Genomic DNA, 17,567 nt, shown 5'->3' on the forward strand with positions numbered 1-17,567 from the left:
CGGTGATTCCGCTGTCGTACGCACAACGCCGTATGTGGGTTACGAACCAACTGGAGAGGGGGGCGGAAACCTACAACATATCCCCGACGTTCCGGCTGACCGGACTACTGGACGAGGCCGCCCTCGTCGCGGCGATCCGCGACGTGGTCGCCCGGCACGAGATCCTGCGCACCGTCTACGTGACCGACGAGGACGACGAGCCCCATCAGCGGATCCTGCCGGCGGCGGAGGCGTCCGTGAAGGTGCCGGTGGTCGACGTGGCGCCCGACAAGCTGTCCGGCGCGGTCGACGAGGCCATCGCCCACCACTACGACCTGTCGACCGAACTCCCGCTGCGGGCAAGCCTGTTCCGCTGCGCCCCCCAGGAACACCTCCTTGTCCTGGTGATCCACCACATCGCCTCGGACGGCGTTTCCGGTGCGCCGCTGGCACGGGACCTGACCACCGCCTACACCGCCCGCCGGGACGGCCGGGCGCCGGAGTGGGAGCCCCTGCCCGTGCAGTACAAGGACTACACGCTGTGGCAGCGCGCGCTGCTCGGCGACCCGGCCGACCCGGACAGTCTGGCCGCGCGGCAGACCGAGTACTGGCGCGAGGAACTCGACGGGGTGCCGCAGCCACTGAGCCTGCCGCTGGACCGCCCGCGGCCCGCGGAACGGAGTCTTGAGGGCGACACGGTCGGCTTTGCGGTGAAGGCCGAAGTGGCGGCCGGGCTCCAGAAGCTGGCCGACGAACGCGGCATGACCATGTCGATGGTCCTCCAGACCGCTCTCGCGGTGCTGCTGCGCAAGCTCGGCGCCGAGGAGGACGTGACCATCGGCAACCCGATCGCCGGGCGTACCGACGAAGCGCTCGCCGACCTGGTCGGGGTCTTCGTCAACACCCAGGTGCTACGGGTCGATCTCTCCGGCGATCCGTCGTACGCCGATCTGCTCGCCCAGGTGCGGGACAAGGCGCTGGCCGCCTACGAGCACCAGGACGTGCCATTCGAGATGTTGGTCGAGCTGATCAACCCCGACCGCTCCGCGGCCTACCAGCCACTGTTCCAAGTGACGTTCGCCTGGCAGAACTTCACGAAGCAGGACTTCGAACTCCCGGGACTCAAGGTCGAGTTCGAGCAACACCTCGTGTCGGCCGCCATGTTCGACCTCTTCTTCAGCATGACCATGGACGAGTCGGGGGCTCTCCAGGGTGACCTCATGTACGCGACCCAGCTCTTCGACCGCGACACGGTCGAGGCGATCGCCGCCCGGTTCGCGCGGGTGCTGGAGCAGCTGGTCGCCGCCCCGCTGGCGCCGGTCGGCGCGATCGAGGCGGTGTCGGCGGCGGAGCGGGAGTGGCTCCTGCGGGGTGTCAACGACACGGTTCACGCGGTGGACGCGGTGACCCTGCCGGAGGCGTTCGAGGCACAGGTCGCGCGCGACCCCGAGCGCATCGCGGTGATCGCCGAGCGGGAGACGCTGACCTACGGCGAGTTCAACCGGCGCGCCAACAGACTGGCCCACTGGCTGCTCGAACAGGGCGCGGGCCCTGAGCAGTTGGTCGTGGTGCGTATTCCCCGCTCCGTCGACCTGATGGTCGCCGTCTACGCGGTGGTCAAGGCGGGCGCGGCCTACGTACCCGTCGACCCCGAACTGCCCGAGGACCGGGTGCGGCAGGTGGTGGACAGCGCGAAACCGCTGCTGGTGCTCGACGACGAGCTTCCCGACGTGTCCGGCTACCCGGAGACCGACCCGGAGCGTGTGCTGGCGCCGGACAACGTTGCGTACGTCATCTACACCTCCGGATCCACCGGCGGCCCCAAAGGCGTGCCGGTGTCGCACCGGTCGATCATGAACCGGGTGCAGTGGGGCCTGGCCCACTTCGATGTCACGGTCGAGGACCGGATGCTGCTGAGCACCTCGGCGAGTTTCGACGCGTCGGTGCCGGAGCTGTTCGCCAACATGCAGGTGGGTGCCGCCGTTGTCGTCGCCCGCCCGGACGGACGCAAGGACCCCGCCTACCTGGCCGAGTTGATCGCACGGGAGCGGGTGACCGGCGCCGACTTCGTACCCTCCCTGCTGACGGAGTTCGTCGCCGAACCAGCGGCGCGGAAGTGCACCACCCTGCGCTGGATCGAGGTTGCGGCCGAGGCGTTCCCGGCCGCACTGGCCAACAGGTTCGTCGAACTCCTGCCGGGCTGCGGCGCGCACAACCTCTACGGCCCCACCGAGGCCACCGTCGAGGTCACCGGATGGCAGCACGTACCGGGCGCGGACACCGTGCCGATCGGCGCACCGATCTGGAACACCCAGGTGTACGTCCTCGACGAGGCGCTGCGACCCGTCCCGCAGGGAGTCACCGGCGAGCTGTACCTGGCCGGCGCCTGCCTGGCGCGCGGCTACATCGGGCAGACCGCGCTGACCGCCGAGCGGTTCGTCGCCTCCCCCTACGGCGCGCCCGGCGCCCGGATGTACCGCACCGGGGACCTGGTGCGCTGGAACAAGGACAGCCAGGTCGAGTACCTCGGCCGAACCGACTTCCAGGTCAAGGTCCGCGGGCTCCGCATCGAACTGGGCGAGATCGAGCACGTGTTGACCGAGCATCCAGCTGTGGCGCAGGCGGCGGTCGTAGTGCGCGAGAACCAGCAGGGCGACAAACGCCTGGTGGCCTATGTGGTGCCCGACCCGGAGGCCGCCGTCGCCGACGAGGGCGTCCAGGTCGACGAATGGCGCCGGGTCCACGAGGAGACGTACGCCGACTCCGCCCACGAGCCGTGGGGCGAGGACTTCCACCTCTGGAAGTCGGCCTACGACGGCGAGCCGATCCCGCGTGAGCAGATGCGGGAGTGGCGCGACACAGCAGTGGCGCAGGTATTGGATTTCGCACCGGGGCGGGTGCTGGAGATCGGGGCCGGCGCGGGTCTGCTGCTGGCGAGGATCGCCGGCGAGGTCGAGGAGTACTGGGCCACCGACATCTCGGCCACGGTGGTGGACCGCGTCCGGGAGCAGACCGAACACGCCGGCCTCGGCGGCCGGGTCAGGCTGAGTGTCCAGGCCGCCGACGACGTCTCCGGGCTGCCCCGCGCCGGGTTCGACACGGTGGTGCTCAACGCGGTGGCGCAGTACTTCCCCAGCGTCGACCACCTGGACCGCGTACTGAGCGAGGCCATGGAACTCCTCGCGCCCGGCGGCCGGTTGATCGTCGGTGACGTCCGCAACGCCGCGACCCTCCGGCTGCTGCTGACCGCGGTGCAGCGCGCGGCACGACCGCACGCCTCGCCCGAGGAACTCCGGGCCATGGTGGAGCAGGCGCTGCTCGGCGAACGGGAGTTGGTGGTCGCTCCGGAGTGGTTCGCGCAGTGGGCGGCGGACCACTCCGTCGGCGTCGACATCCGGCTGAAGCCGGGCCGGGTGCACAACGAACTGACCCGGCACCGCTACGAGGTCGTCCTGCACAAGGAGCCGGCCGACACACTCGACCTGACCAGCGTTCCCGCAGCCGCGTGGGGCCGGGAGGTGACCGATCTGGCAGGCCTGGGTGACCTCGCGGCCCGGACCGGCGGCCCGGTGCGGGTGACCGGGATACCCAACGCACGCCTGACGGAGGAGGCCGCCGCGGCCACGGCGGCCGGTGTGCTGAGCGGGGCCGTCCCCGTCGGCCGGCCGCTCGATCCGCAGGACCTCGCCGACTGGGCGCGGGAGCATGGCCTGGACGCCGTCCTCACCTGGTCGGGCGAGACCGTTCAGGGCTTCGACGTGGTGCTCCTGCCCGAGCGGCGGACCGTCTCCGGGGGATTCGTCCCCAGCGGAGTGGCCGGCCGGACCAGGGCCAACGCCCCGGCTCTCGCCAAGGCGATCGGCCCGCTCACGGTCGAGCTGCCCGAGTACCTGCGTGGGCGGCTGCCCGACTACATGGTCCCGGCCGCGGTGGTGCCCCTTCCGGAGCTTCCGCTGACCCCGGCCGGAAAGCTCGACCGGCGAGCGCTGCCATCGGAGTCCACGACCACCACGAACAGCGGTGAGCCGCGCAACTCCCATGAGGAGAAGCTGTGTTCCCTCTTCAGCGAGCTGCTCGGTGTGGAGAAGGTCGGTATCGACGACGACTTCTTCGTGCTCGGCGGACACTCACTCCTGGCGACCCGGCTCAGCGCCCGTATCCGCAAGCAGTTCGACGTCGACATGCCGGTCCGGACGATCGTCCGCTACCCCACGGTCGCCGAGCTGGCCTCGCTGGTACTCATCGGCGGCATCCCCGACGAACACATCGACTCCTTCGCGGTCGTCCTGCCGTTGAACCGGGACCCTGGCACGGGGAAGCCCCCGGTGTGGTTCTTCCACGGAGGAGGCGGACTGGGCTGGGCCTTCTTCACCTTCGCACCGTACGTGCCGGACCGGCCGGCCTACGCCCTTCAGTCGCGCGGCTCCGGCGGCACGGACTCACTGGCGGGGTCGGTGGAGGAGATGATCGACGACTACCTCACCCAAATCCTCGAAGTCCAGCCGGAAGGCCCCTACAACCTGGTCGGCTGGTCCTACGGTGGCCCGCTCGCGCACGCCGTCGCGGTGGAGCTGGAACAGCGCGGGCACGAGGTCGACATCCTGGCGATCCTGGACTCCAAGCCGGCGAGCGGTTTCAGGAACCTGACGGGCACGGTGCCGGCGGTGTACCGGAAGGAAGTCGAGGAAGTCTTCGGCCAGTTCATGAACACCGACAACATGGACCTCTTCCTGGACACCATGTCGAAGGTGGGGGCCAATAACCTCTCCAAGATGGAGCACTTCGACTCGCCGGTCTACGGCGGCGACCTGCTGTTCTTCAACGCGAAGCTGGACAAGGACGAAGAGGGGTCGTGGGCTCCGCACTGGCCGCCCCACGTCCTCGGCTCCATTGAGGAGTACGACGTGGACGCCACCCACCACGACCTGCACATGCCGAAACCCGCGGGCCAGATCATGAAGGTCATCGCCCGCAGGCTGGCGCGGTGACGGGGTCGGCCGCCGTGACCCGCCCCGGCATGTCTTCGGAAGACCGCGAGCGGCCCGCACTGCTGTGCGTCCCGTTCGCGGGAGCGGGGCCCTCCTTCTTCCACCCATGGCGGGCGCTGTCCGCCGGGCGTTGGCGGGTGGTCCCGGTCGAACTGCCCGGCCGGGAGCGGCGGATCATGGAGACGCCGTACCGGAATGTCGTCGAAGCGGCCAAGAACTCCGTCGACGACGTGGTTGCGGAGCTCGGCGAAGGGACCCGAACCGTGCTGTTCGGGCACAGCCTCGGCGCCGTGCTCGCGTACGAGCTGGTGCATCTGCTGAGCACGCGCGACGTGCGCGTCGAGCGGCTGGTCGTCAGTGGCTCGCCGGGGCCGTGGACCCAACGGGAGCGGCGGGCCACGGGACTTCCGGACGAGGAGTTCCTCGCCCGGGTCGAGGAGTTCGCGGGGTTCAGACACGAGGCTCTCGATCACCCGGAGATGCGTGAACTGATTCTGCCCGTGCTGCAGGCCGACTGCGAAATGCACGAGAACTACGTTCCGAGCACCGACGAAAGGGTGTCGGTGCCGATCTGCTCGATCCGAGGCGGCTCCGACGGCCTGGTCGGCGCGGAACAGGCGCAGGAATGGCGGAGCGCGACCACGGGTGACTTCAGCTATACGGAGTTCCCGGGCGATCACATGTACCTCGTCGATCACGCCCGGGAGGTACTGGACCTGATCGAGGCGGAATCCGCCTTCGGTCGCGGACGTCAAGGAGACGACGAACATGGCTGAACCAATCGTAAGCCTGCTGAACCCCGAATTCGAGGACGACCCCGTCGGCGCCTTCGGGCGCCTGCGGGAGCAGGCCCCGCTCGTCCGTATCGGATTTCCCGGCGGGCCGCCGGTCTGGCTGATCACGCGAAGTGAAGAGTTCAAGGCGGCGTGGAGCGACCCGCGGCTCGTGACGAACATCAGCAATGTGCCGGGCCAAGAGGGGCCGAGCATCGCGGACCAGGCGCTCGCGTCGCTCGACGTGCCGGACGAGCTCCTGCGCTACTTCACGTCCAACCTGATGCTCCAGGACGGTCCGGTCCATTCGCGGCTGCGTCGCCTCGTGGCGCCCGCGTTCTCCGTGCGGCGCATCAAGGCATTGCGACCGCGAATCGAGGAGGTCTCGGCCCGGCTCCTCGACGCCTTCGCCAAGAAGGGGTCGGGTGACCTTCTCCGGGAGTACGCCACGCCGTTGACCGGTGCCGTCATCTGCGAACTGGTCGGCATCGACGAGGAGGACCAGCCGCAGATACGGCAGTGGATGGACGAGTACGCCAACATCGACCGCGACTTCACTACAAGCGCCCTGAGCCTGTTCGACTACACCAAGAAGCTCATCGAGCGACGAAGGGCCGAGCCCGCGGACGACATGATCTCCACTCTGGTGCAGACGATGGACGAGGACGGTGACCGCCTCAGTGAGGACGAGATCATCTCGATGGTGGGTGTACTCGTCAACGGCGGATATCACTCCACGGCGCACTTCATCCCCAACGCGGTTCTCACACTCCTCGACAATCCGGATCAGCTGGCGCTGCTGCGCGCGAGGCCGGAGGCACTGCCGCACGCCATCAACGAGTTGATGCGGATCGCGAACCCCATCCCGAGCGCCGGACCGCGGTACGCGAGCGAGGACATGGAGGTCGCCGGCGTCCCGATCTGCAAGGGGGACGCCGTGACGGGCTCCCTCCAGTCCGTCAACTACGACCCGCGTGTCTTCGCCGCGCCCGAACAGTGCCAGGTGGACCGGGTGTTGAAGCGCGGGGAAGGCCACCTCGCCTTCGGTGCCGGCCCGCACCGCTGCATCGGCGCGGCGCTCGCCGAACTCGAGGGCGAGATAGCCATCGACCACCTCTTCCTCAAGCACGACACTCTGGAACTCGCGGTAGCGAGCCGCGAGTTGAGGTACCGCGAGCTCATTCCCGGCGGTGCTCGGTTGTTCTCCAAGTTTCCAGTGCGCCTGTGAGGACCGGACCCGGCGACGCATACGGGCGCCCCCGAACCATCGCGTTCGGGGGCGCCCGTATGCGTACGAGGCGTTCAACGCCCTGCTGTATCTCCATCATGCGGGAATCGTTTGGAGCGGGTGTGCCGGTTGGCGGCTGCGATCAGCGCTTCACGGTGCCTTCGCGCAGACGGTCGATCATGTACCGGGTGGTCTCGATCGGGGTCTCGTCGGGAAGGTCCCGTGAACGCGGCGGCAGCGCCTCGTTGAGCCTGGCCACTTTGTCGCCCCACTCGCCCTGTCCGGCGAAGGGAATCGTCTCGCCGTCCAGGTAAGCGGGGAACGGGCGGTAGCTGTTGAGGCCGTTGGTGTCGGCTCCGCGTACGAGCAGTGGGTCGAGGTACAGCCCTTCACTGTGGAGCCGCGTGGCCGTCGAGATGTAGCCGATGTCGAGACCGCACCGTCGCTTGGCGGAGGTGTTCGCCTTCGAGCAGTGCAGCAGATGGGGATGGTGGATCGAGACGTCGCCCGGCTGGAGTTCAATGGCCACGATTCCGCGCTTCTCCACCCACTCCTGCACCAGGGTTTCGTCGGCGGCGGAGAACAGCATGTTGGGCTCGTCCGTGCGAACCGACGGTTTGTGCAGCGGCAGTTCGTGACTACCGGGGATCATCCGAAGGCAGCCGTTCTCCGTGGTGCTCTCGTCGACGGCCAGCCACACCGTGAGCGCTTCCATCGGACTCAGGGTCCAGTACGCGCCGTCCTGGTGCCACAGCACGGGCTGTCCGTCGTACGGGGGCTTGCAGATGTAGTGGGCCGTGAAGCACGCCACGTCAGGGCCGAGGAAGAATTCCGCGACGTCCACCAGACGGGGTTCCGAGACCAGGCGTGCCCAGAAGGCGTCGTTACGGATCAGAGGGTGGTGGAAGTGTTCGGGGCGCAGATCCGGATACTTGCGGGTAAGCCAGTCAACGTGGGTACGCGCCTCGGCCACGAGATCCGATGGCACGACGTTGCGGATGATGGAGAAACCCTGCTCGGCGTATTCCGCCGCAGCCTTCTCCAGAACGCCATCGCCGAATGTGTTCATGCGTCGGCTCCTTCTCAGGTCTGCCAGGTGCTTGCCGTGCGGAACGAGTTCGTGGAGCCGCCACGGCTTACCGTCTGCCAGCTCCTGGAGTTCGGCATCGGACACAACACGATTCCAGTGGCACGTCTGCGTGTAGAAGCGACGCTCACGCCCAACAGCGAGCCGCCGGGCCGGGCCGCCGGCCAGCCGCACCAGCGCGGCCTGGGCCATTTCCATTTCCATAGTTCCTCGGCAGTTGAATACTCTGCCCGTTCGGCAGGGGAGGTGTCAATCGCCATCCGCCCGGCATATCTGCGTCCATCTGTCGATCTCCAAAAGCCATTAACGCTTGTCGACGAAGCGAATAACTGGACTATAGTTGGCTCTTGTGTGCTTCGATCCGGACATGCCATTCCCGTGGTCGGGCACCGGCACCCGTTCGGACGTCGCCCCCTGTCCCGCCGGCGAGACAACCCGCAGTCGTCGACTAACCATGACTGGCACCAACAGGAACGCGAAGAAAGTCAGTTGTCCTGCTGACGGGACAACCACGGCTGCGTTTCGGCGTACACGCTGTAGACCGCCTCGGCAGCGGGACGGCAATGGGCCTTTTCGATTTATCCCACGGCCCGACATTTCACGCGCGTGCTGTACGGCGACGGCCGACCCGCGCTCTCCGGTAGCTCGAACAGGCGGCCGGGTGCGGTCCGAGGGACTCCGGAGTCGGTTTCAGAATTCTCGATGTTTATCTTGCCGAAGGGAGCCAAGGTGACGGAAACGCAGTCGGAACGGACGGCGCTCGATCAGCGAACGGCATTGACCCGGCACTATCTCATGTGCCGCCCCAGGTACTTCGACGTCACCTATTCGATCAATGCGTGGATGGACCCGGATCGCCCCACATCGACGCAGACCGGACTGGCCCAGTGGAAAAGGCTGTTCGATATCCTCGTCGGTCTGGGTCACGACGTACGGCTGATCGAGCCGGTACCGGGCCTTCCCGACATGGTCTTCGCCGCCAACGGGGCTCTTGTCGTGGACGGCAAGGCGCTCGTCGCGCGCTTCCGGCATCCTCAGCGCAGGGACGAGTCCGCGGCCTACCTGGAGTGGTTCAGCCGCGGTAGCTGGTCAGAGGTACGGCAGGCAGAGTACGTCAACGAGGGGGAGGGGGATTTTCTCTTCACAGGCGCGGAGATCCTGGCCGGCACCGGATTCCGCTCGGAATCGCGAGCTCATGACGAGGTGCGCGAGTTCTTCGAGCGTCCCGTGATCAGTCTGACCCTCGTCGATCCTCGGTTCTACCACCTCGATACGGCACTGGCGGTGCTTGAGGACGGCGAAATCATGTACTACCCAGGGGCGTTCTCCCCGCAGAGCCGGGCAGTGCTGGCCGAGCGATTCCCGGACGCGATCCTCGCCGAGGAAGCCGACGCCGCCGTGTTCGGCCTCAACGCGCTGTCCGACGGCCGCAACGTCGTCCTGCCCCGAGGAGCCACCGGCATCGCGGGGCAGCTGCGCGAGCGTGGCTACCATCCCATCGGTGCCCACCTGACCGAACTGTTGAAGGCCGGAGGCAGCGTCAAGTGCTGCACGCTTGAACTCCGGGAATGAGGCCTGGAGTCGGGCAAGTGCCGGCCGGGTTACGGTCGGCACCATCCGTTTTCCGCGCTCGTACGTTCCGCGCAGCGCGAGTTCGTTGTGGAACTCCGCTTTGTGCGAGGGCAGTTGGGCGCAGGAGCGTCAGCGGGCTGCCGAGCGCTTCAGCTGGTGGGACCCCGCACACTGTGGCTGCGGCTTGAGGATCCATGTCGAGCGATGTTCACTCGTGGGTCGCGATCGGGCCGCGTCTGTTCTGTCGCGGTGGGGGAGTGCTCGATTTGGTCAGGATTGAACCCACCTTGGCATCTGCGGTGAACCCGGGAGGCTGCGCTCGGCAACTCCCACTACCGGAGAGCCGGCGTCGAAACGGGCCTCCTTCGCCTGCGCGTCGACCGAGACGAGGGCGGGATCGGCTGTACCGGCTGTTGGACCGTCGCCGCGATGTTGGGCGCCCTCAGTACCGACGACTCCGTCAACCCCGCCGTCGACGTGTGCCGCGAACTGGACATCCGGTGCGCTGGAGGCCACTGATCCTCTGGGCTGCGGTGCCGGTGGGGAACCCACGCTCGTGGCGAACCACGCCATGAGCGGCTCTGAGCACGGGCGGGCGATCCGTCAGCAAGCCGGCGTTGACCTGACCCAGATGGAGTGTCGAGAAGCCTCGCAGTTCTGCCCGAGCGGGCTGTTGGGTACGTGGCCCTGGGGCTGATCGCCCTGCAGACCGAGCCCTCCGTCCGGCCCGAAGGCGGAGTCCTACGAGTGCGGTCGAGCGTCCGCGCAGCGATACACCGAACACGCCCCCTGGCTGCCTGCTGTAGGGACCGGCACAGAATCGACAGCCGCTACACATGAGTTGATATGCAGGAGGGCGACACACCTGCACGACATCGTCTACGCGAGTCAGCTCGCCTTGGGCGCAGAGTCCAGCCGCACTGCAACGGACAGATAGCTCGATGCGAAAGAGAAGTAACGGAACTCGATGTCGAACGCGTCGACGAACTCGGTGAAGGCGCGGTACTCGTGCTGACGCCAGCCTGGGTAGTTGAGGAACTCGTCGAAAACGATGATCGAACCCGCCTGCAGTCGTGGGGCAAGTCCGAACAGTATTGTGCGCGCGCTGGAGTACAGGTCCGAGTCAATGTGCAGGAGGGCAACCGGAGCGTCGGTGCCGGCCAGGTACTTCGGCAGCGTGTCCTCGAACAGGCCGATGTGCAGCTTTGTATTCGACGGAAGGTCGGTCGGTATCCTCCCCTGCGTGCTGTACGTGCCGCTCGGACTGTCGTGGGTCCAGTCCTCGGGCAACCCCTTGAACGAGTCGAAACCGTGCACAGTGAGATCCTGGAACTCGTCACAGAGGATGGCCAAGGTCTGCCCACCCATAACACCGAACTCGAGTACGTCGCCGTCCATCTTCACCGAGCAGCAGGCATGCCGAAGGAGGTTCTCCCGCCCTCCAAGGTTCTGTGCCGACGCGAAATTCTCTTCCATGAAGCGGGCGGCGTCTATTACTGACACGATTTTCGCCATTCGAGCGTAGTCGGTCAGCAGGCTTGTGATGTCCGTGCCACGAAGGTCTGGTAGCAGGCCACTGAGCTCTGGTAGCACTGGTAGCAGCCCTTTTGCAACGTCGTTGTCCATGTTCCTCCTCGACTCGATTCGCTGAATAAGACCGTACAGATGGCCGTTCCGCGTGACAACGGTGAGCAAGTAATGGTTCGTACTCGGAAGAAATTCCCGTCATTGTAAACCGCTCTCGCGTCGGAGTAGCCGAAAATAGCTGCGAGAATTTCACTGGCCGTGAGGAGATTCTTGAGCGTCTGCGGCACAGTAGGTCCCCATGCCGACGTGCCGGTCAAGTCAACGCCAGGTCCGGGACGGCAAGCCGCTGTCGAACGTGCCCGTCCCGTCGGCGGGACACTCTTACGCGATCCTGCGCTGCCCTCGGACGCGTTCCCGCCCAGCGGAGCGGCACCTTCCGCTCTGGGCGTGCGGTGTTTGGACGCAAGGTTCTCTCCCGGTAAAGGGTCCTGCGTTTATTCGGTCCTTTCACGTGGCGCGTGTACTAGATCAACCGAGGTTGAAGGGTGGGATTCCAGCCAAGAACGCCGATGGGGCGGCGTATGCCGACGCGGTGTCGGAGTACGCCGCCCTGGGGCGGGACGAGTCGCGGGAGGTGGCCCGTACGTTCGGATTTCCTACTTCGGGTCGCGGTTGAACTGTGACTGCGACCAGCGGTAGCCGAGGGCGGACAGGCCGACGCACCAGGCGATCGCGATCCACCAGTTGTTGCCGATCTCGGTGCCGAGCAGCAGGCCGCGCAGGGTCTCGATGGCCGGGGTGAACGGCTGGTACTCGGCGATCGGCTGGAACCAGCCCGGCATCGTGTCGGCCGGGATGAAGGCGCTCGAGATGAGGGGGAGGAGGATCAGCGGCATGGCCATGTTGCTGGCCGCCTCGGCGTTCGGGCTGGCCATGCCCATCCCGACCGCGATCCAGGTGAGCGCCAGGGAGAACAGGGCGAGCAGCCCGAACGCTGCGATCCACTCCAGGACCGTCGCATCCGTGGACCGGAAGCCGATGGCGACGGCGACGGCGCCGACGAGGACCAGGCTGGCGAGCACCTGGAGCACGCTGCCGACGACGTGCCCGATGATCACGGAACCGCGGTGGATCGCCATCGTGCGGAAGCGGGCGATGACGCCCTCGGACATGTCGGTGGCGACGGACACCGCGGCCCCGATCACGGTGCTGCCGATGGTCATCATCAGGATGCCGGGGACGATGTAGGCGATGTAGTCGGAGCGATCGGCGCCGCCGCCACCGATGCCGGCGCTCATCACGTCGCCGAAGATGTAGACGAAGAGCAGCAGCAGCATGATCGGTGTGAGCAGCAGGTTCAGGGTGAGGGACGGGTAGCGGCGCGCGTGCAGCAGGTTGCGGCGCAGCATCGTGTTCGAGTCGCGTACGGCGAGGGAGAGGGCGCTCATCGGACATCCTCCTTGGACTGGGTGGGCACGTTGGCTGGGCCGGTGAGAGCGAAGAACACGTCGTCGAGGTCAGGGGTGTGCACGGTCAGCTCGTCGGCCTCGATGCCGGTCGAGTCCAGCCAGTCGAGGATGGAGCGCAGTTCGCGCTGAGTGCCGTCGCTGGGGATCTGCAGGGCGAGGGCCTCGTCGTCGCGGGAGGCCTCGCGCAGGGCGGTTGCGGCGGACTGGTAGGCGGACGGGTCGGTGAAGCGGAGCCGGACGTGTCCGCCGGGGATGAGTCGCTTGAGTTCGGTGGCGGTGCCTTGGGCGGCGATCTTGCCGTTGTGGAGGACGGCGATGAGGTCGGCGAGTTGGTCCGCTTCCTCCAGGTACTGGGTGGTGAGGAAGACGGTTGTTCCGCCGGTGACGAGTTCGCGGATGATCTGCCACATGGTGTGGCGGCTGCGGGGGTCGAGGCCGGTGGTGGGTTCGTCGAGGAAGATGATTCGTGGGTTGCCGACCAGGGTCATGGCGAGGTCGAGGCGGCGCTTCATGCCGCCGGAGTAGGTGGAGGCGGGCTTCTTCGCGGCTTCGGTGAGGTCGAAGCGTTCGAGGAGTTCGGCTGCGGCACGGCGGCCTTCCTCCTTGGATAGATGGTGCAGGTCCGCCATGAGGAGCATGTTCTCCTCGCCGGTGATCAGGCCGTCGACGGCGGAGAACTGCCCGGTGACACCGATCGCGGCGCGGACTGCTTGGGGGGCTGTGGCGACATCGTGGCCCGCGACCTGGGCCTGGCCGCCGCTGGCGGAGATGAGTGTGGACAGGATGTTCACGGCGGTGGTCTTGCCGGCGCCGTTCGGGCCGAGCAGAGCGAACACGGACCCGGCCGGGATGCGCAGATCGATGCCGTCGAGGACCGTCTTGTCTCCGAACGATTTGCGCAGACCGACGGCGGAGATGGCGGCGGGTGACGGGCGACCGTCAACCTGACTGGATGTGGGCATGACAGATGAAGGCATGGGCCCTCCCTTTAGAAGGCTGGAGTGACATGCGAGCGGAGGAGGTGTGGCTGGTGCGGAGGGGCGGCGTCGCTCAGGCTTTGGCGCGGAGGATGTCGATGTTGCCCCAGTTGGTCCGTACGCGGACCTTGACGCTGTCCTCCGTCTGTTCCGGAGCCTCGGTCCCGTCGAGTGTGTTGCGTACCTGCCCGTGGTTGGTGCTGACGTCGAGCCAGGCGGCGGCGCCCTCGCGGATGCCGACCTCGACGTTGCCGTTGGCGGTCTCCAAGTGGATGCTGCCGCGGGCGACGTCGCCGATGCGAAGAGTGCCGTTGGTGGTGGTGCCGGTGACCGACCCCTCCACGCGCGCGATGTCGATGGCACCGTTGGCGCCGTTCACCCGCAGCTCGCCGGTCACGGCGCCGATGGTCGTGGTGGCGTGTGAGTTCTTCAGGACAGCGGGGCCGTCGATGAGGCCGACGCGCATGTTGCCGGTACTGCTGGTGATCTCTGCCAGGCCCTCGACCCGTTCCACGTTGATCGAGCCGTGCGACGCCTTCAGCTGCAGCGGGCCGGTGGTGTCGAGGCGGACGTCGCCGGCCGAGGTCTTCACGTGGACCTCGCCGAGCCGGCCCTCGCCGATCACATGGGCCCCGGCGCCGTCCAGGGCGATGTTCGAGTCCGTGGGCAGTTCGACCGTTACGTCGACGGTGCCGCCGCGCCCGAGCAGATTGGCCTTGGGTGTGGCGATGGTCAGTCCGCCGCTCGCGTAGGTGACCTGGGTCTGCTCGGCCGTCCGTACGTCCAGGTCTTTCTTCGGGTCGCGGGGGCGTACCTCGACGACGGTGTCGAGGCGGTCACCCGCGCTGAACCGGATGGAACCGGCATACACGTAGGCGGTGACCGAGATCGGTTCGGGGGTGTCGAAAGAAGGCATGGTTGTCCCGTCCTTGTGAGTCCCTGGGCCGTCCCCACTGGTGGGACGTGGTGTGGATGAAGTGGTACGGGTTGGGTGCGGCTAGCGCACCCAACCCGTGTAACTCTGTCCGAGGGTGCGGGTCCTCTCCGTCGTACGCGGCCGAGTGCCGCCATCGACCGCGGCCGATACGGTGCGCACCAGCCACGCGTTGACCGACAGACCCTCGTGGGCCGCGGCCTCCTCGGCGCGCGCCTTGAGGTGGGCCGGCAGGCGCAGATTGACGCGCGCCGTTCCGCTTTCGTCACCTTCGACGGGCGGGTGCGTCCTGAGTGGTTCGACGGGTTCCGTCGGCTCCATGGGGCCGGCGTCGACGGGCGGCGGCGTTACCACGAAGTCGGGGTCCAGCCCGCGCAGCCGTACGTCGACTGAGCCAGGGGCGAGCTCGCGGGTGATCTCGTCCATCGCGGCGGAGAGCACGTTGAGCAAGGTCAGCCGAGTCGCCGACTCCAGGGGAGCGGTGAGCCGATCGGCCAGCTCGCGGGCGTCTTCGCCGCCGGCTTCGGCGGCCACCGCGAGTTCCCGCCGCAGGGTGTCGACATACGGAGTGAGGTCCATAACGCCATCATGGCACCACTCTGGCGCTATGTGCAAGCCTGAATGGTGCCGGGTGTGGAGTGAGCTTATGGGCAACCGCCTTGAGCTGCGAAAATCGGGAAGAGGGCCACTTGTGTCATCGTGGCGCCATGTGTTCCTGACTGGCTTCGAGGGCGTGGAAAGACGCCGAAGTGACAGCGGGGTAGCGTCACACGGCGACACTCGGCGTCATCCGATGGCTTGGGTGCTCGACCGATCGTTGACCCGGACGCCGGCACAGTGACCTCGGTGGCAACTGTCTTGTGCCGGGGCTCGCCTATCGGCATCAGCAGGTTCGGTCTTGTTCGCCCCGACCCGTCAGGGGGAACCGTAGGAACTTGAGCGGCCCCAGCTTGCCCCTGGCCCGGGCGCGGCAGTGCGCTCGACGAGGCCGAGGGGCTGTCGTTCATTCCTGTGCGAGGACGCCTCCTGTGGACGGGGGTATGGGAGGCTCCAGGACGGGAATGTTGCGACCCTGTGCCGGCGCGGCAGCGCGCAGGGGCTGGGTGGGATCGAGGAGCGGTCGCCAAGGCCAAGACGCAGTCGTCGGCAACGGGGTCATAGGGCGCGACAGGTTTGTCCGGCAGGCCGGTGGAGCCGACGGCCCGGTCCTGGTCTGCTTCCCCTGGGCCGAAGGCTCGGCATCGACGCACGTTCCTTTTCCCGAAGGGGCGTCTGCCGCGGCCGAGGTGCTGATCGTGCAGTGTCCGGGCAGACAGGAGTGGCCGACGGGGCCCGCCCTGCTTGCGACGCCGCAGACGCTCCTGACCCTCGGCGCATCATCAGTGCAGGTGAGACCGCAGGATGTCCGGGGCGCCGCCGGGACAACACCTCAGCGGCTGTGCCGGATCGGCGGCGATGGAAAACCTGGCCGCTCAGGGGCATCGTCGTTCGCCGCTGACGGAGCTGCTGTGCGGGGGCCGGCCTACGAGGAACTGGCGGTTCGCCGCGACTCGATCCGTCGAACAGGCACCAAGTCAACTGCGAGCTGGTTCGCGGGACCCTGTCCTGGTCCGTGGCCCCTCACCAGTCGAATGTCTCCCCGTCAGCCCGGCTGTCGACGCAGTACCTGCGGAAGGCCTGGGCCTTTGCGAGCACGTCGGCGTCCCCGCTCCGTCGCGCGGCCTCTTCGTACCAGTCGAACGCCGCGACGGCATGCGTGCGCCGCTCGAAGTGAAGCGCGGCGAATCGACGGAAGTCCGACCGCATGGTAGCTGTGGTCAACGTCCGGCCGGAGCCTGCGAGTTCTTCGAGCTCCGCTTCTGTCGCCTCAGGCCGTTCGATGATGCGGATCGGCTCGGTCGCGGGTATGTCGTTGCGGATCGCGACGGGCTCTTCGGCGTCCGAGAAGTCGAGACAGAGGGAGAGTCGGGCAGTCTCGGAGGAGCTGCGTGCGGAATGAGGGACAGTCGTGTGTATCTTCCACACCTCCCCGCGACGGAGGTGGTAGACGACATCATTCTCGGAATGCAGGGACTCTTCGCTGGTTCGCAGCGGAATCTGTAGCCTGGTGCCTGGTTTGGACCATTCGAGAAAGTCCACGTGCGGAGCCATGATTCCGTCACGCAGGCTGAAGATGCGTACCCACTGCAACCGGTCCAAGGAGAAATTCTCGGTCACCAGGGACATGACGCCTGGCAGCTGCTTGCCCAGCTCAGTGAGGGTCAGACGGCCATCGTGGGGGCGGAAGGCGATATCGGAATCGGCTCCGCTGCTGTTGGCCAGAACATGGCACGACCACGACCCGAAGGTGAGAGCATCGTACTCGCCTCCGTACTCGTGGCTGTCCACGATGGACAGCTCGGAATCCAGATCAAGCAAGTCGATGGGCAGCACCGCAAGCCGTTGCGACTTAAGCAACGAAATCCCCTTCAATGCATGATTGTTTGATAAGCCCGGAAAGTGCTGGGCATTCCTCCAAGCCGTCACCATAATTCTTCGTAAATGTGTTGGCAATGATGTGGCTGGTCACGAGGTCGTGAGACCTCGGTCTGTCCAGGGGTGTCGCAGGCGGACTGGAGCGGTGTCGGCCTGCATCTCTCAGGCGTCGCGAGTCGGATCGGCCGTCGGTCCGGTCAGGGCGGAGGCGCGCATTACTGTCCTGTCGGCGGGACAACGGGTGCCGGCGGGGTGTCTGTACCGTCATCAGTTGCGCGAGGTTTCCAAAGAGCCACGACGTGGTCGGCATCGGATTCGGAGAGGCTCCGGAATATCCTCCCTGGAACCACAATATGACGCCGCCGGTGAACATTCAGATGTATTTCCTGAAGGGCATGGATGCCTTGCGTAATCTGTCGTCGAGCTTTAGGTTCGTCTTGATTATTTGCGCGGCGCCCGCTGGCGAACCTTGCGAGCGCGTAGCGTAGGTGGTCATTTCCGTTCGACGGAGAATGAAAGGCTGGCGATGGAGTCGGGGCCGCAGGTCCACCAGCGAGG

11 protein-coding genes are annotated in these 17,567 nt (G+C 66.8%); 4 read left to right on the top strand and 7 right to left on the bottom strand.

The genetic code is table 11. The annotated features are described in order from the left end of the window. Nucleotides 1–2: 2 nt before the first annotated feature. Genes OH768_RS47290 through OH768_RS47300 form a run of 3 tightly spaced genes read left to right on the top strand, consistent with a single transcriptional unit; the run spans nucleotide 3 to nucleotide 6,968 of the window. Nucleotides 3–4,967: an amino acid adenylation domain-containing protein gene (locus tag OH768_RS47290; RefSeq protein WP_406463191.1), complete on the top strand. Its 4,965-nt coding sequence runs from the start codon at nucleotides 3–5 to the stop codon at nucleotides 4,965–4,967. A gap of 29 nt (nucleotides 4,968–4,996) precedes the next feature. After that, the gene (locus OH768_RS47295) at nucleotides 4,997–5,743 is read left to right on the top strand and encodes a thioesterase II family protein (protein ID WP_406463192.1); all 747 of its coding nucleotides are present in this window, start codon (nucleotides 4,997–4,999) and stop codon (nucleotides 5,741–5,743) included. After that, complete coding sequence (locus OH768_RS47300) at nucleotides 5,736–6,968, top strand: cytochrome P450 (protein ID WP_406463193.1); 1,233 nt, start codon at nucleotides 5,736–5,738, stop codon at nucleotides 6,966–6,968. Before OH768_RS47295 ends, OH768_RS47300 begins: the two co-directional genes overlap by 8 nt. A 142-nt stretch (nucleotides 6,969–7,110) precedes the next feature. Here OH768_RS47300 and OH768_RS47305 read toward each other — a convergent pair whose 3' ends face one another. Next, complete coding sequence (locus OH768_RS47305; RefSeq protein WP_406463195.1) at nucleotides 7,111–8,247, bottom strand: phytanoyl-CoA dioxygenase family protein; 1,137 nt, start codon at nucleotides 8,245–8,247, stop codon at nucleotides 7,111–7,113. 537 nt (nucleotides 8,248–8,784) lie between these two features. On the opposite strand from OH768_RS47305, the gene ddaH reads away from it, so the two are divergent. Beyond that, entirely contained in the window at nucleotides 8,785–9,627 is an 843-nt protein-coding gene (ddaH, locus tag OH768_RS47310; RefSeq protein ID WP_406463197.1) for a dimethylargininase, read from the top strand. Nucleotides 9,628–10,515: 888 nt separating this feature from the next. Here the strand turns inward: ddaH and OH768_RS47315 are convergent. The 6 genes from OH768_RS47315 to OH768_RS47340 all read right to left on the bottom strand — a co-directional run bounded on the left by OH768_RS47315 (nucleotide 10,516) and on the right by OH768_RS47340 (nucleotide 17,006). Continuing rightward, entirely contained in the window at nucleotides 10,516–11,253 is a 738-nt protein-coding gene (locus tag OH768_RS47315) for a TylF/MycF/NovP-related O-methyltransferase (protein ID WP_406463198.1), read from the bottom strand. A 557-nt stretch (nucleotides 11,254–11,810) separates the two neighbouring features. Then, a complete protein-coding gene (locus tag OH768_RS47320; protein ID WP_329263170.1) occupies nucleotides 11,811–12,602 on the bottom strand; it encodes an ABC transporter permease in 792 nt (263 codons plus the stop codon). Beyond that, nucleotides 12,599–13,600, bottom strand: a complete 1,002-nt coding sequence (locus OH768_RS47325) for an ATP-binding cassette domain-containing protein (RefSeq protein WP_406463200.1) — start codon at nucleotides 13,598–13,600, stop codon at nucleotides 12,599–12,601. Before OH768_RS47325 ends, OH768_RS47320 begins: the two co-directional genes overlap by 4 nt. 73 nt (nucleotides 13,601–13,673) lie before the next feature. Next, nucleotides 13,674–14,516, bottom strand: a complete 843-nt coding sequence (locus OH768_RS47330; RefSeq protein WP_406463202.1) for a DUF4097 family beta strand repeat-containing protein — start codon at nucleotides 14,514–14,516, stop codon at nucleotides 13,674–13,676. Between the two features lie 81 nt (nucleotides 14,517–14,597). Further along, entirely contained in the window at nucleotides 14,598–15,113 is a 516-nt protein-coding gene (locus OH768_RS47335; RefSeq protein ID WP_406463204.1) for a toxin-antitoxin system HicB family antitoxin, read from the bottom strand. A gap of 1,041 nt (nucleotides 15,114–16,154) precedes the next feature. Then, nucleotides 16,155–17,006 (bottom strand): putative nonproteinogenic amino acid hydroxylase, encoded by an 852-nt coding sequence (locus OH768_RS47340; protein ID WP_406463205.1) that lies wholly within the window; start codon nucleotides 17,004–17,006, stop codon nucleotides 16,155–16,157. Between the last annotated feature and the right edge of the window lie 561 nt (nucleotides 17,007–17,567).

The sequence above is a fragment of the Streptomyces sp. NBC_01622 genome (genome assembly GCF_045209635.1).
GTDB lineage: Bacteria > Actinomycetota > Actinomycetes > Streptomycetales > Streptomycetaceae > Streptomyces.